The 13,659-nt window shown below is 67.1% G+C and carries 14 protein-coding genes; 9 read left to right on the top strand and 5 right to left on the bottom strand.

Annotated features, from left to right (window positions below):
• Nucleotides 1-23 precede the first annotated feature (23 nt).
• The 4 genes from gyrB to dnaN all read right to left on the bottom strand — a co-directional run bounded on the left by gyrB (nucleotide 24) and on the right by dnaN (nucleotide 5,160).
• Nucleotides 24-2,033, bottom strand: coding sequence for a DNA topoisomerase (ATP-hydrolyzing) subunit B (gene gyrB / locus B7K23_RS03810; protein WP_084125071.1), 2,010 nt, complete (start codon nucleotides 2,031-2,033; stop codon nucleotides 24-26).
• 217 nt (nucleotides 2,034-2,250) lie between these two features.
• Nucleotides 2,251-2,730: a DUF721 domain-containing protein gene (locus B7K23_RS03805; RefSeq protein ID WP_234996410.1), complete on the bottom strand. Its 480-nt coding sequence runs from the start codon at nucleotides 2,728-2,730 to the stop codon at nucleotides 2,251-2,253.
• A gap of 100 nt (nucleotides 2,731-2,830) precedes the next feature.
• Nucleotides 2,831-4,024 (bottom strand): DNA replication/repair protein RecF, encoded by a 1,194-nt coding sequence (gene recF, locus B7K23_RS03800; protein WP_084125069.1) that lies wholly within the window; start codon nucleotides 4,022-4,024, stop codon nucleotides 2,831-2,833.
• Nucleotides 4,025-4,032: 8 nt separating this feature from the next.
• Nucleotides 4,033-5,160 carry a DNA polymerase III subunit beta gene (gene dnaN, locus B7K23_RS03795; RefSeq protein ID WP_084125068.1) on the bottom strand — a complete coding sequence of 376 codons (1,128 nt, stop codon included), beginning with the start codon at nucleotides 5,158-5,160 and terminating at the stop codon, nucleotides 4,033-4,035.
• 387 nt (nucleotides 5,161-5,547) lie between these two features.
• Here dnaN and B7K23_RS03790 point away from each other — a divergent pair, with 387 nt between their 5' ends.
• Entirely contained in the window at nucleotides 5,548-6,144 is a 597-nt protein-coding gene (locus tag B7K23_RS03790; protein ID WP_234996409.1) for a GNAT family N-acetyltransferase, read from the top strand.
• 2 nt (nucleotides 6,145-6,146) lie between these two features.
• Here B7K23_RS03790 and dnaA read toward each other — a convergent pair whose 3' ends face one another.
• Nucleotides 6,147-7,556: a chromosomal replication initiator protein DnaA gene (dnaA, locus tag B7K23_RS03785; RefSeq protein ID WP_375730872.1), complete on the bottom strand. Its 1,410-nt coding sequence runs from the start codon at nucleotides 7,554-7,556 to the stop codon at nucleotides 6,147-6,149.
• 237 nt (nucleotides 7,557-7,793) lie between these two features.
• Here dnaA and rpmH point away from each other — a divergent pair, with 237 nt between their 5' ends.
• From rpmH to B7K23_RS03745, 8 genes are all read left to right on the top strand, one after another.
• The gene (rpmH, locus tag B7K23_RS03780) at nucleotides 7,794-7,931 is read left to right on the top strand and encodes a 50S ribosomal protein L34 (protein ID WP_062314279.1); all 138 of its coding nucleotides are present in this window, start codon (nucleotides 7,794-7,796) and stop codon (nucleotides 7,929-7,931) included.
• A complete protein-coding gene (gene rnpA, locus B7K23_RS03775; protein WP_084125067.1) occupies nucleotides 7,932-8,276 on the top strand; it encodes a ribonuclease P protein component in 345 nt (114 codons plus the stop codon).
• The gene (gene yidD, locus B7K23_RS03770; RefSeq protein WP_307175237.1) at nucleotides 8,273-8,614 is read left to right on the top strand and encodes a membrane protein insertion efficiency factor YidD; all 342 of its coding nucleotides are present in this window, start codon (nucleotides 8,273-8,275) and stop codon (nucleotides 8,612-8,614) included. The genes rnpA and yidD overlap by 4 nt, the downstream gene beginning before the upstream one ends.
• 10 nt (nucleotides 8,615-8,624) lie before the next feature.
• On the top strand, nucleotides 8,625-9,587 hold the full coding sequence (gene yidC, locus B7K23_RS03765) for a membrane protein insertase YidC (RefSeq protein WP_084125066.1): 963 nt from the start codon (nucleotides 8,625-8,627) through the stop codon (nucleotides 9,585-9,587).
• 45 nt (nucleotides 9,588-9,632) lie between these two features.
• The gene (locus tag B7K23_RS03760; protein ID WP_200809761.1) at nucleotides 9,633-10,124 is read left to right on the top strand and encodes a R3H domain-containing nucleic acid-binding protein; all 492 of its coding nucleotides are present in this window, start codon (nucleotides 9,633-9,635) and stop codon (nucleotides 10,122-10,124) included.
• Between the two features lie 82 nt (nucleotides 10,125-10,206).
• Nucleotides 10,207-10,890, top strand: coding sequence for a 16S rRNA (guanine(527)-N(7))-methyltransferase RsmG (rsmG, locus tag B7K23_RS03755; RefSeq protein ID WP_084125064.1), 684 nt, complete (start codon nucleotides 10,207-10,209; stop codon nucleotides 10,888-10,890).
• A gap of 610 nt (nucleotides 10,891-11,500) precedes the next feature.
• Nucleotides 11,501-12,574, top strand: a complete 1,074-nt coding sequence (locus tag B7K23_RS03750) for a ParA family protein (RefSeq protein ID WP_304441554.1) — start codon at nucleotides 11,501-11,503, stop codon at nucleotides 12,572-12,574.
• A complete protein-coding gene (locus tag B7K23_RS03745; RefSeq protein WP_084125062.1) occupies nucleotides 12,571-13,581 on the top strand; it encodes a ParB/RepB/Spo0J family partition protein in 1,011 nt (336 codons plus the stop codon). The genes B7K23_RS03750 and B7K23_RS03745 overlap by 4 nt, the downstream gene beginning before the upstream one ends.
• Nucleotides 13,582-13,659 lie beyond the last annotated feature (78 nt).

Raw genomic sequence — 13,659 nt, 5'->3', positions numbered from 1 at the left:
CGATCCTGCCGTGGTTGTGAACCTCAGATGTCAAGGAACCTCACGTCCTTCGCGTTGCGCTGGATGAAGCTGCGGCGCGCCTCGACGTCCTCGCCCATGAGGATCGAGAACGTCTCGTCGGCGAGCGCCGCATCGTCCATGCTGACCTGGAGAAGAGTGCGGGTCTCGGGGTCCATCGTGGTCTCCCACAGTTCCGAGTAGTCCATCTCACCCAGACCCTTGTAGCGCTGGATGCCGTTCTCCTTGGGAAGCTTGCGGCCCTTCTCGAGCCCCTCCTTGACGAAGGCGTCACGCTCGCGGTCGCTGAACGCGTAGTCGTGCTCGGCGTTCGACCACTTCACGCGGTACAGCGGCGGCTGGGCGAGATAGACATAGCCCGCCTCGATGAGCGGCCGCATGTAGCGGAAGAGCACCGTGAGGAGGAGGGTCTGGATGTGCTTGCCGTCGACGTCGGCATCCGCCATCAGCACGATCTTGTGATAGCGCGCCTTCTCGATGTCGAACTCGTCGCCGATGCCCGAGCCGAAGGCCGTGAACAGCGCCTGGATCTCGGCGTTCGCGAGGGCCTTGTCGAGGCGCGCGCGCTCGACGTTCAGCACCTTGCCGCGCAGCGGCAGGATCGCCTGCGTCGCAGGGTTGCGGCCGCGGACGGCCGAGCCGCCTGCGGAGTCACCCTCGACGAGGAAGATCTCGGAGATCGACGGGTCCTTCGACGAGCAGTCGCGCAGCTTGCCGGGCATGCCGCCCGACTCGAGGAGCCCCTTGCGACGGGTCGCCTCGCGCGCCTTCCGCGCGGCCATTCGCGCCGCCGAGGCCTGAATCGACTTGCGGACGATCTCCCTGGCCTCGTTCGGGTGCGAGTCGAGCCAGTCGGTGAGCTGCTCGCCGACCACGCGCTGGACGAAGGTCTTCGCCTCGGTGTTGCCGAGCTTGGTCTTCGTCTGGCCCTCGAACTGCGGCTCCCCGAGCTTGACCGAGATGACCGCGGTGAGGCCCTCGCGGACGTCGTCGCCCGTGAGGTTGTCGTCCTTCTCCTTGAGCAGGTTCTTGTCGCGCGCGTAGCGGTTGACCAGGGTGGTCAGCGCGGCGCGGAAGCCCTCCTCGTGGGTGCCGCCCTCGGTGGTCGAGATGGTGTTCGCGTACGTGAACACCGACTCGGAGTACGCGGTGGTCCACTGCATCGCCATCTCGAGCGAGATCTTCTTATCGGTGTCCTCGGCCTCGAGGCTGATGATCTCGGGGTGCACCTCCTCGGCCTTCTTGGCCGCGTTGAGGTGGGCGACGTAGTCGACCAGTCCGCCGTCGTAGCGGTAGGTGACCGTCCGAGAGGTCGGCTCCTCATCGCTCTCGGCCGCCTCGTCGTCCTCGACGACGACGTGCTCGGGGCGCTCATCGATCAGGATGATCGTGAGGCCCTTGTTGAGGAAGGCCATCTGCTGGAAGCGCGCGCGGAGCGTCTCGTAGTCGTAGTCGGTGGTCTCGAAGATCTCGGGGTCGGCCCAGAAGGTCTGGGTGGTTCCCGTCTCTTCGGTTTCCTCGCCCTTGATGAGCGTGCCCTGCGGCTTGCCGCCGTCCGCGAAGCTCTGACGCCAGACGTGCCCCTGGCGACGCACCTCGCTCTCGACCTTGTACGACAGCGCGTTGACGACGGAGATGCCGACGCCGTGCAGACCGCCGGAGACCGCGTAGCCGCCACCACCGAACTTTCCGCCGGCGTGCAGGATCGTCATGACGACCTCGAGCGTCGGCTTTCCCTCGGTGGGGTGGATGTCGACGGGGATGCCGCGCCCGTTGTCCTGCACGCGCACGCCGCCATCGGCGAGCAGCGTGACGGTGATGGTGTCGCAGTAGCCGGCGAGCGCCTCGTCGACCGAGTTGTCCACGACCTCGTACACGAGGTGGTGGAGACCGCGCTCACCGGTGGATCCGATGTACATTCCCGGACGCTTGCGAACGGCCTCGAGGCCCTCCAGGACGGTGATGTTGCTCGCGCCGTAGTCGGACGCACCCGACTTGACGTCGTCTTCGGTCACGTGGATCGCCTTTCAAGCCCCTGTCGCGGCCCGAGACGGCACGCGACACATCTTGGATCATTCTAGTGGCTCAGCGGCCCGTTTCGGGCCGATACAGGCCGCATTGGGGAGTTCCGCACCCCGCTATCGAAAGGCTTTCGCCGAGGACACATCCTGAGAGCGCTGTCAAGCGCCCGCGAGCACCCCTGTGGGAGGCGCCTCAGGCGACGCCGTGCGACTACCCATACGTGTCGCGAGGACCGCGACCCTTCACCGTTCGCGGGCCCTTCGTCCACGACCTTGCCGTGGGTCCGAGCACGCGCAGCTCCTTGACGATGTCGCGCCCGAGCTCCTCGTTGAGCTTGTGCGTGAGCTGGCCCTTCATGAGAGTGAGCTGGGTGGCCCACGCGGTCGTGCTCGCCTTGACGGTGAGGATCCCGTCCTCGAACCCGAGCGGCTTGCAGCGATCGGCGATCTGGTCGCCTACGACCTCGCGCCAACGTGCCGTGACCGACGTGACCTCGATCTGCTCGGTCCAGCCCATGCGTCGCATGAGGGCCGCGACGGTGTCGGACATGAGCACGGGGTCACGTCCCGAGCCGTACGGAAGGGCCTCACGATCGGTGCGCTCCTGCTTGCGCTGCCTGTCCGCGCGGGCCGAGCGGGGACCGCTGACCCGCGCACCGCGCTGGCGGGCCGACTGCCGTGCGCGTTCCATCGCCTCCCGAGCGATGTCCTGAGCGGACTTCACTGGAACGCCGGACGCTGTCGCCCCTCCCTCGGCCTCCTCGGGGGAGTGCTCAGGCGTCCCGTGGTCCTCATGCATCGCGCACCGCCAGCGTCAGCCGGTCGTCGTCGCGCCGCACCTTCACCGTGGCCGAACCCGCGGGATGGGCGGCGAGCTCCTCGGGGACGTCCTCGCCGACGGCCGCGGTGATCAGCACCTGGCGTGCCGACGTGAGGCGGCGCGCCAGCGCCGCCCTCCGACCCGAGTCGAGCTCGGCGAACACATCGTCCAGGATCAGCACGGGCTCCCCATCCGGATCACCGTCGGGCCCGCCCTCCGCGGTGAGCAGGGCGTATGCACCGAGCCGCAGCGCGAGCGCGCATGACCAGCTCTCGCCGTGGCTCGCATAGCCCTTCGCCGGCATGTCTCCGAGCGTGATGTCGAGGTCGTCCCTATGCGGACCCGCCAAATTGACCCCGCGGTCGATCTCCTGGCTCCTGAGAGCGCGCAGGCGCTCCAGCAGGCGGTTCTCGATCTCGTCCGGAGCGGCCTGTGGAGAAAGCGGCTCGACCTCCGCATCGTCCCTGTTCACAGGCTTATCCAAGGCTGTGGAATACGACAGCACGCAGCTGCCTCCTTCGGGCGCCACGTCCGCATACGCCTCGAGGACGTACGGGGCGAGGGCTGCGACCGCCTGCCTTCTTGCGGCAACGATCCGCCCGCCCAGGTGGGCCAGCTTCTCGTCCCAGATGTCGAGCATGGTCATATCGCCGCGAGCGTTGCGCGCGGTCTTCAGCATGGATCCGCGCTGCCTGAGCACGCGGTCGTAGTCGCTCAGGTCTCCCGCGAGAGCGGGGTGCAGCGCGACGACAAGCTCATCCATGAGCTGACGCCGTCCGGCCGGGTCACCCTTGACGAGGGCGAGGTCCTCGGGCGCGAACACGACCGTGCGGAGGATGCCGACCAGGTCCCGCGGCCGCGCCTGACCACGGTTGAGGCGGGCCGTGTTCTGCCGGCCCTGCTGCAGCGTGACCTCGAGCGACAGCGCGCGGCCGTTCTTCTCAAGCCGTGCGCCGATGACGGCACGTTCGGCCCCGAAGCGGAGCAGAGGCGCGTCCGACGCGACGCGATGAGACGAGAGCGTCGACAAGTATCTGACCGCCTCGACCAGGTTGGTCTTTCCCTGGCCGTTGCGGCCGACGAAGGTCGTGACGCCCGGGCCGAGCTCCAGGTCCAGACTTCCGTAGGAGCGGAAGTCAGACAGCTGAAGATGGGTGACGCGCATCCGAAGGGTCAGGAGGCGATGCGGATGGGGACGAGCAGGTAGCGGAAGTCGGACTTGAGGTCACCGCCGGGCTCGGTGAGCCCCACGAACTCGACGGGCTTGGAGTCCTGCGTGAAGCCGAAGCGCACGTAGTCGGTGCCGAGCGCGCCGAGGCCGTCCAGAAGGTACTGGGGGTTGAACGCCACGGTGATGGCGCCGCCGTCGACGGTCGCCTCGAGCGCTTCGGACGCCTGCGCATCCTCGCTCTGACCAGCGTCGAGCGTGACCTCACCCTCGGAGAACGCGAGCCGCACCGACGAGTTGCGCTCGGCGACGAGCGAGACGCGTCGCGTCGCGTCGATCAGATCCTGGGTGCGGACGACCGCGGTGATGGGGCTCTCCTCTGGGAAGAGACGACGCACCTGCGGGTAGTCGCCGTCCATCAGCAGGGAGGTGGTGACGAGGCCACCGGCAGAGAAGCCGACGAGGTCGACGCCCTGACCCGAGCTCAGCGACACGGTGACGTCGCCTGCGCCGAGCGCCTTGGCGGTATCGGTGAGGGTCTTCGCGCGCACGAGAGACACGGCCGACGCGTCGGAGGAGGAGGGCTTCCACGACAGCTCGCGCAGCGCGAGACGGTAGCGGTCTGTCGCGAGCAGCGACACGTCGCTGCCCTCGATCTCGATGCGGATGCCCGTGAGGATCGGAAGGGTCTCGTCGCGCGAGGCCGCGACGCTCACCTGCGCGACCGCCTGCTGGAACTCGGAACCGTCGATGGTGCCGGACTGCTCGGGCAGCTGCGGAAGGTCGGGGTACTGGTCGACAGGCATCGTCGCGAGCGTGAAGCGCGACGCGCCGCAGGTGACGGAGACCTTGGTGCCGTCGAGCTCGAACTGCACGGGCTTGTGCGGCAGCGCGTTGGCGATGTCGCGGAGGAGTCGACCCGAGACGAGCACCTCACCGGCGGTCTCGACGTCGGCCGGGAACTCGCCACGCGCGGAGACCTCGTAGTCGAAGCTCGACAGCGTGACGACGCCGGAGGCGTCGGCGACCAGGTGCACTCCCGCGAGCACGGGCACGGGCGGGCGCGCGGGCACGGCGCGCGACGTCCACGCGACGGCGTCGGTGAGAACGTCGCGATCGACGGAAAACTTCATGAGGTCTTCTCCTTCGGTCTGCGGCACAGACTACGCCAGATGAGGCCCGAGTCGAGGGGAGTCGGCGCGGCACGGCGCGGAGCGTCATGAAGGTCGGGTGGGGATGAATGACAAGAAGGATGGGGAAGTAGTCATAGGGGACGTGGATTCTGGGGAAACCTGTGATTCTGGCTGGTAATCACAAGTTCTCGGATGTGGACGATCCGTGGACGTCGATGCGGAGTACTCGTGTGAGCCGGTGGAGACGAATCACAGACTCACAGCGACTTTCGTGTCGTTCACAGATCGTCCCCAGACGCTCGTACATGTCATTCACATGAACTCACAGGATTTTCCCCAGGTGTGCAGACCGGACTGATGTGTGCTACTGGGCGAGCGGATCCTGTGATGTCAGAGCCCTTCGCTACCTTCGTCGCCATGCTTGCCGAGGTGCTGAACGAGAACGTGGTGCGAACCGAGCGACTGACCCTGTCGCGACCCTCGTGGACCGACGTCGACCAGGTTCACGCCCTGATGTGCGACCCGTCGGGGTGGACCCACCTGCCGTCGGGACGTCACGGGGATCGCGCTCAGACCGAGCAGCTCGTGTGCGCATGGCTGCTGGGGTGGGACACGTACGGCCTCGGAGTGAGCGTGGTCCGCAGGCGCGGCTCCGCTGAGATGCTGGGCTACGTCGGCTGCTCGGTCAGGGACGATGCGCTCTGGAACCTGGGACATCGGTTGTCGCCGAGCGCGCAGGGACAGGGTTTCGCGGTCGAGGCCGCAGCAGCCGCGATCGCCCGGGCAAGCGAGGTGCGTCCGACGCTCCCGAGCGTGGCCGTGATGCTCGAGCACAATCACGCATCCGTGGGGGTCGCGCGCGCGGTCGGGCTGACGCTCGTCGCCAGGGGAGGCGATGCGGGCAACCCGGATCGGGACGCGGTGAGGCTCGTGTATGCGGATCGAGCGCTGACAGAACGTCAGCGTGAGGCGGCGATGAGCTGAGGTCAGTCGCGCGTCTGCTGCTTGACGCGCGCGTGGATCTCGTTGACCTGGTTGTACATCTGCCGGCGCTGCGCGATCTGGTCCTCGACCTTCTTGACCGAGTACATGACCGTGGTGTGGTCCTTGCCGCCGAAGTGCTCGCCGATCTTCGGCAGGGACAGGTCGGTGAGCTCGCGGCACAGGTACATCGCGATCTGGCGCGCGGTCACGAAGACCCGGGAGCGTGAGGTTCCCGTGAGCTCGTCCATCGTGATGCCGAAGTAGTCGGCGGTCGTGCCGATGATCGAGGAGGCCGTGATCTCGGAGTCGTTGTCGCTGATGAGGTCCTTGAGGACCACCTGCGCGAGCGACAGATCCACGTTCTGCTTGTTGAGCGCGGCGAACGCGGTGACGCGGATGAGCGCGCCCTCGAGCTCGCGGATGTTGCTCGTGATGTTGGAGGCGATGTACTCGAGCACGTCACCCGGCGCGGCGACGTCGTCCGCCTGGGCCTTCTTGCGAAGGATCGCGATGCGGGTCTCGAGGTCCGGCGGCTGCACGTCCGTCATGAGCCCCCACTCGAAGCGGGTCCTCATGCGCTCCTCGATCCCGTCGAGGTGGCGAGGGCTGACATCGGAGGTGATCACGACGTGCTTGCCTGCGTTGTGCAGCGCGTTGAACGTGTGGAAGAACTCCTCGAGCGTCTGCTCCTTGCCCTGCAGGAACTGGATGTCGTCGATGAGCAGCACGTCGACCTCGCGGTACGTGCGCTTGAAGGTGAGCGAACGGTCGTCGCGGATCGAGTTGATGAAGTCGTTGGTGAACTCCTCGGAGTTCACGTACCGCACGCGGGTCTGGGGCTTGATCTGCCGTGTGTAGTGACCGATCGCGTGGAGGAGGTGCGTCTTTCCCAGCCCAGAACCGCCGTAGATGAACAGCGGGTTGTACGTCTTGCCTGGCGACTCGGCGACGGCGAGGGCGGCGGCGTGGGCGAATCGGTTGGACGAGCCGATGACGAACGTGTCGAAGGTGTACCGAGGGTTGAGGTGCGGGTCGGGCACTGTCTCGGCCACCGTGGGCGTCGGTGCGGACGGCATCACGGGACGGGGCTCGGGAGCCACGTCGGCCTGCGGCTCCGGCACGTCGATCTCCGACGGGGTCACCGAGGCATCGACCGTGACGGCGATGCGGACCTCGCGACCGAGCACCTGCGACAGCGAGCTCGTCACGTCGCCGCGCATCGTCGACTCGATGAAGGTCTTGGTGAAGTCCTCGGCCACGGCGAGGAAGACGTTGTCCTCGACGACGGCGAGCGGCTTGACGAGTCGGAGGAAGGAACGCTGCTGCGTCCCGATGCCGTGGTGGTGGACCAGGTGATCCAGCGCCTTGCGCCACACATCCTCGATGTCCGCGGCGCTCGTCTGCTCGCTCACCCGACCCCCTTTTCGTCAGCCATCCACAGAGTTGTGCACAGGCCGTTGAGACTACGTCATATGGTCGTTACTTGAGAAGCGGCGTGTCGCTGCCGGACAAGCATCCTGCGATGATGGACTCTATACGTTTCGGGTGTCGTGTGCTCAGAGACCCGCGTGATTTGACCGTGCACGCGCGAGCGCGTAACGTTGGTGCGCTGATGTGACCTCGTCCCCCTGAATCTTTGGAGCATGACCGTGAGCAAGCGGACCTTCCAGCCGAACAACCGCAAGCGCGCCAAGACGCACGGCTTCCGCCTGCGTATGCGCACCCGTGCGGGCCGATCGATCCTCGCGTCGCGTCGCCGCAAGGGTCGTGGCAACCTCTCGGCCTAAGTGCTGAAGGCCGACTCCCGGCTCCGGGCATCGGCGGACTTCCGGTCCGCCATGCGCCGAGGCTCCCGGAGCGGTCGCAAGACCATGGTGGTCTATGTGGAGCGGACCGGCGATGCCTCGAGCATGGCCGGTTTCGCCGTTTCTAGGGCGGTGGGGATCGCAGTGGTGCGGAACCGAGTGAAGCGGCGCCTGCGCGCGATCGCGGCCGAGCTGCTTCCCACCCTTCCCCCTGGTACACGCCTGGTGGTGCGCGCACTGCCGGCCTCTGCGGCTGCTCCCTTCGAGACCCTTCGCCGGGATCTGAGAGACGCGACCGCCGCCGCGGTGCGAAAGGCTTCGCTGTGACGTGGGCTCAGGTCGGCACCGGTATCGCTGCCGTCCCCCGTGTGCTCCTCATGGGCCTGGTCCGGCTTTACCAACTGATCGTGTCCCCGCTGCTCGGGCCGCGCTGCAAGTACTACCCCTCGTGCTCCCACTATGGACTCGAGGCGCTCCGACGTCACGGCGCGATCAAGGGCACCGCCCTCGCGACCTGGCGCGTGCTCCGGTGCAACCCCTGGAGCTACGGGGGAGTGGACGACGTGCCTGCTGTCGGTGAGCCCCTGTTCCGCAAGCGAGATCTTTCCTCGTCGGGGGCACCCGCTGAGGCTGTACCCTCGACGCCAGTCGAACTGAACGAATAGGCACCCCTTCATGGACTTCCTGAACACGATCCTGTGGCCACTCGAGTGGCTTGTCGCCAACATCATGGTGATCTGGCACCAGATCCTCGAGTTCATCGGCATGGATCCCGCCGCGGGCATCACGTGGGCGCTGTCGATCGTGGGCCTCGTGGTCACGATCCGCGTCGCGCTCATTCCGCTGTTCGTCAAGCAGATCAACGCGTCACGAGCCATGCAGGTGATCGCTCCCGAGCTGCGTGCGGTGCAAGACAAGTACAAGGGCAAGAAGGACCAGGCGTCTCGTGAGGCGATGAGCCGCGAGACCATGGAGCTGTACGCCAAGCACAAGACGAACCCCTTCGCCTCGTGCCTGCCGATCCTGATCCAGATGCCTGTCTTCTTCGCGCTCTTCCGTGTCCTCAACGGTCGGCTCGAGGCTTCCGATGGCCTGGACCACACGATCGGACTGCTCAGCCAGGAGCTGATCGACCAGGCCTCCTCCGCCACCCTCTTCGGCGCGCAGCTCTCGGAGACGTTCCTGCAGGGAGCAAGCCTCGAGGCGAAGATCCTCTCCGCGGTCCTCATCGTCACGATGGTCGCGACGACGTTCCTCACCCAGCGCCAGCTCACGCAGAAGAACATGCCGGCCTCGGCCCTCGAGGGTCCGATGGCGCAGCAGCAGAAGATCCTGCTGTACGTGCTGCCGTTCATCTTCGTGCTGTCGGGCCCCAACTTCCCGGTCGGTGTCCTCATCTACTGGACCACGACGAACCTGTGGACCATGGGCCAGCAATTCTACGTGATCCGCAGGAACCCGACGCCTGGCTCGGAGGCGCACCGCATCATGCTCGAGCGCCAGGCGGAGAAGGCCAAGCGCAAGGGCATCACCGTCGACGGCGACGGTGTGGACGTGACCGACGCAGGTGACACGACCATCGAGCGCCCTAGCGGGCAGCGCCAGCAGCCCAAGCGCAAGAACCGCAAGAAGCGCTGACAAGACCATCCGGACGCCTCGCGCGTTCCCACAGAAACGGCAGGAATGATGACTGACTCCAAGGACACCTCTCGGCTTGAGGCCGAGGGCGACGCCGCTGCGGACTTCCTCGAGGAGCTGCTCGACATCCTCGACATGGACGGCGACATCGACATCTCGGTGGAGGCCGGCCGCGCCAAGGTGGCTGTCGTCGCCGAGGGCCCGAGCCAGGACCTCAAGCGTCTGGTCGGACCGGACGGCGAGGTGCTCGACGCGCTGCAGGACCTCGCCCGTCTCGCCGTGCAGGCGGACACCGGTGAGATCAGCCGGCTCATGCTCGACATCGCGGACTTCCGCGCGGGTCGTCGTGAGCGTCTCGCCGAGCAGGCAAGGGAGGCTGTCGCCAAGGTGCGCGAGTCCGGTGCGCGCGTCTCGCTGCCGGCGATGAACGCCTTCGAGCGCAAGGTCGTCCACGACGTCGTGCTCGAGGCCGGTCTCGGGTCGGAGTCCGAGGGTGAGGACCCGAACCGCTACGTGGTGGTGCTTCCCGCCTCCTGATCCGACACTCGTCGCGCGCCGCCATGCCCCGCAGGGGAGCGTGGCGGCGCGCTAGTGTTTCACGTGAAACCAAGGGAGACAGATGACTGACGTGACTCCGCAGCATGCCGCGGATGACGTTCCCCGTGGACTGCAGGATGACCCCCTCGAGGGTGCGCCGGCGGTCGAGGAGTTCTTCGGCGACCGTTATGCGACGGTGCGCGCATTCGCGGAGCTCCTCGCCGACCAGGGAGTGCTGCGCGGGCTGATCGGCCCGCGCGAGCTCGAGCGGGTGTGGGAACGCCACATCCTCAACTCGGCGGCGGTCGTCCCCTTCCTGGGCGAGGGCGTCCTCGTGGATGTCGGATCGGGTGCGGGCCTGCCGGGCATGGTCGTCGCGGCGATGCAGCCCGAGCGCAGGATCGTCCTCGTGGAACCGATGGAGCGGCGAGTCCAGTGGCTGCTCGAGGCGTCGCGGGCCGCTGGCATCGAGAACGTCACCGTGGTGCGCGGCCGGGCCGAGGAGGTCGTCGAGAGCGTCGAGGCTGACATCATCACGGCGCGCGCCGTGGCGAGCATCGACAAGCTGGTGAAGTGGTGCATGCCGCTCCTGAGCCCGACGGGCCAGATGGTGCTGCTGAAGGGAAGGTCGGCCCAGGACGAACTCGACCGCGCCAAGTACGCGCTGCGCAAGCATCGCTTGGCCGGAGAGGTGCTCGAGGCCGGCACCCTTGACGGGCTCGAGCCGACCCGCGTCGTGCGGCTCACTCGGCAGGGGAGTCGCTGAGGATCTCGCCACGCCCACCGTGGGTGCGCGGCGTCTGGGATCCGCGGGGCATGCGACGTTCTCGGCGTCGACGCGAACGCGGCCGCTCGAGCGGGTGGCGGTCGTACGGATGACGGAGGCCGGGCTGGGTAGGGGCTGGCTTTGCACGGGGCTGGTTGGGACCGGACTGGTTGGGACCGGTGATCGTCAGGAGTCCCCTTCTCGTGTCGTCTCGTGCGCCGCACGAGTGACCGTTTCACGTGCCATCCCGTTGTCTCGACAGGTGCGGCAGTGTGCCCGTGTCCGTGCATGCCACGGGTCGCCGGTGCGGTGGGCGCATGCCGTTCACTCGAGTCAAGAAAGTTCTCCACACCGACTGTCCACAGTTCTTTGTGCGGGGAACGCGCTTCGGCCGCCCGGTTGTCCACAGAAGTCGGCCATATCTAAGGATGAAACCCTCACGCCGCGCGGGTAGTCTGACTTCTCCGGGGTAGTGAGCTCGCCAGGTTTCACGTGAAACATCGCGCGAGTGTCCGGCCCCGATGAGAACGTAGATGGCGGCGCGCAACGCGTCAGCCCGTGAGGTAGTCAGGTCGCCTCGCTGTAGCGGCGCGGAGTAAGGGGAGTGCACGTGACGGACGCTCGAGAGACGAACTCGAACGACGGAACGCAGAACATCGACGACGGCACGACCGACGGCGAGCCGACGCTTCCCACGTGGTTCTCTCGCCAGGAGTCGGAGGCTCCCCGCGAGGGTGGCGATGTTTCACGTGAAACGAGCGACGTAGACGAGTTCGCGCCCGGCGACGATAGTCCTGTGGGGCGTGAGCTGTGGGAGACCGAGCAGCTGCGCCGGCGTCTGGAGGACTCGGAGTTCCCGCGTCCGCCGCGCACCCGCGTCATCACCGTGTCGAATCAGAAGGGCGGCGTGGGCAAGACCACGACCTCGGTGAACCTTGCGGCGGCCCTGGCCTCGCGAGGTGCCAACGTGCTCGTCATCGATGCCGACCCGCAGGGGAACGCCTCGACCGCCGTGGGCGTCGAGCACCGCTCGGGAACCCCGTCGATCTACGAGGTGCTGCTCGAGGAGACCCCCCTTGCGAAGGTGGTCCAGCAGTGCCCTGACATCCCTACGCTGTGGTGCGTGCCCGCGACCATCGATCTCGCGGGTGCCGACATCGAGCTGGTCTCGATGGTGCGACGCGAGTTCCGACTCCATGACGCGATCAACGAGCTGCTCGCGGGACCGGGGAAGGAGCTCGACTACGTCATCGTCGACTGCCCCCCGAGCCTAGGGCTGCTGACCCTGAATGCGATGGTCGTGGCGAGCGAGGTCCTCATCCCCATCCAGTGCGAGTACTACGCGCTTGAGGGGCTCACTCAGCTGATGAAAACCGTGGAGATGGTCAAGAAGCACCTGAACCCGGCGATCCATGTGTCGACCATCGTGCTCACGATGTTCGACGGTCGCACGAATCTGGCGAGAGAGGTCGCGGCGGAGGTGCGTGGACACTTCCCGCACCAGACGCTCGAGCAGACCGTTCCGCGTTCGGTGCGTGTGTCCGAGGCGCCGAGCTTCGGCCAGACCGTGATGACCTATGACCCCACCTCGTCTGGAGCGGTCGCGTACCTCGCGATCGCGCGCGAGATCGCCATGCGTGGCGCGACTGGAGCGGCCGTGGCCGAGACCGGAGGACAGCAGTGAGCAAGCCCAAGCGAGGACTGGGACGAGGTCTCGGCGCACTGATCCCGACCGAGGAGACCTCGACCCCTCCTGCCGAGCGGCCGTCGGATGTCTTCTTCGGCACGGGAGCGATCCCGCAGGTACAGGCAGAGCAGGTCGCTGCGAGGATGGACGACGCGGCCGACGACGACGGACTCCTACCCGTGCCGGGCGCCCGCTTCGCTCACATCGATCCTCAGAGCGTCGTGCCGAACCCCAGGCAGCCGCGAGCGGTCTTCGACGAGGATGCGATGGCCGAGCTCGTCGGCTCGATCAAGGAGCTCGGCGTCCTCCAGCCCATCGTCGTGCGACCTAACCCGGCGGGGGAGGGCTACGAGCTCATCATGGGTGAGCGTCGCCTGCGCGCCTCGAAGGAGGCCGGTCTCGACGCGGTCCCTGCGATCATCCGATCGACCGAGGACGTGGACCTGCTTCGCGATGCCCTCGTCGAGAACCTCCACCGCAGCCAGCTGAATCCGCTCGAAGAGGCGGCCGCGTATCAGCAGCTTCTCGACGACTTCGGCATCACGCATGATCAGCTCGCGACCAAGATCAGCCGCTCGAGGCCCCAGATCTCGAACACGCTGCGCCTGCTGCGACTGCCCCCGCTCGTGCAGCGCAGGGTCGCCGCCGGCGTCCTGAGTGCCGGACACGCGCGGGCCCTTCTCGGGTTGGACGACCCTGCCGCCATGGAGCACCTCGCACAGCGCATCGTGGCGGAGGGGCTCTCCGTCCGCGCGACCGAGGAGATCGTCACGCTTGGCCTCGAGGCGCCTGCGCCCGCCAAGCGGGGTGGGGTCCGCGCCGGCGGGCGTACCGAGGCGCTCGACAACCTGGCCTCAAGGCTTGGAGACCGCCTGGACACGCGCGTGAAGGTCCAGCTCGGTCGCAGCCGCGGCAAGGTGACGATCGACTTCGCGACGGTCGACGACCTCAACCGCATCATCGCGATCCTCGACCCGGAGGATCCTGGCGTCATGGGCAAGTAGCCCCGGTACGACAGACACGACATACAGGAAGGGCCCCCGCCATCGGCGGGGGCCCTTCCTGGTCTCGCTGCGGCTGGC

It is taken from the genome of Demequina sp. NBRC 110054 (genome assembly GCF_002090115.1).
In the GTDB taxonomy this organism is placed as follows: Bacteria; Actinomycetota; Actinomycetes; order Actinomycetales; family Demequinaceae; genus Demequina.
This window is presented reverse-complemented; position numbering and strand designations above follow the sequence as displayed.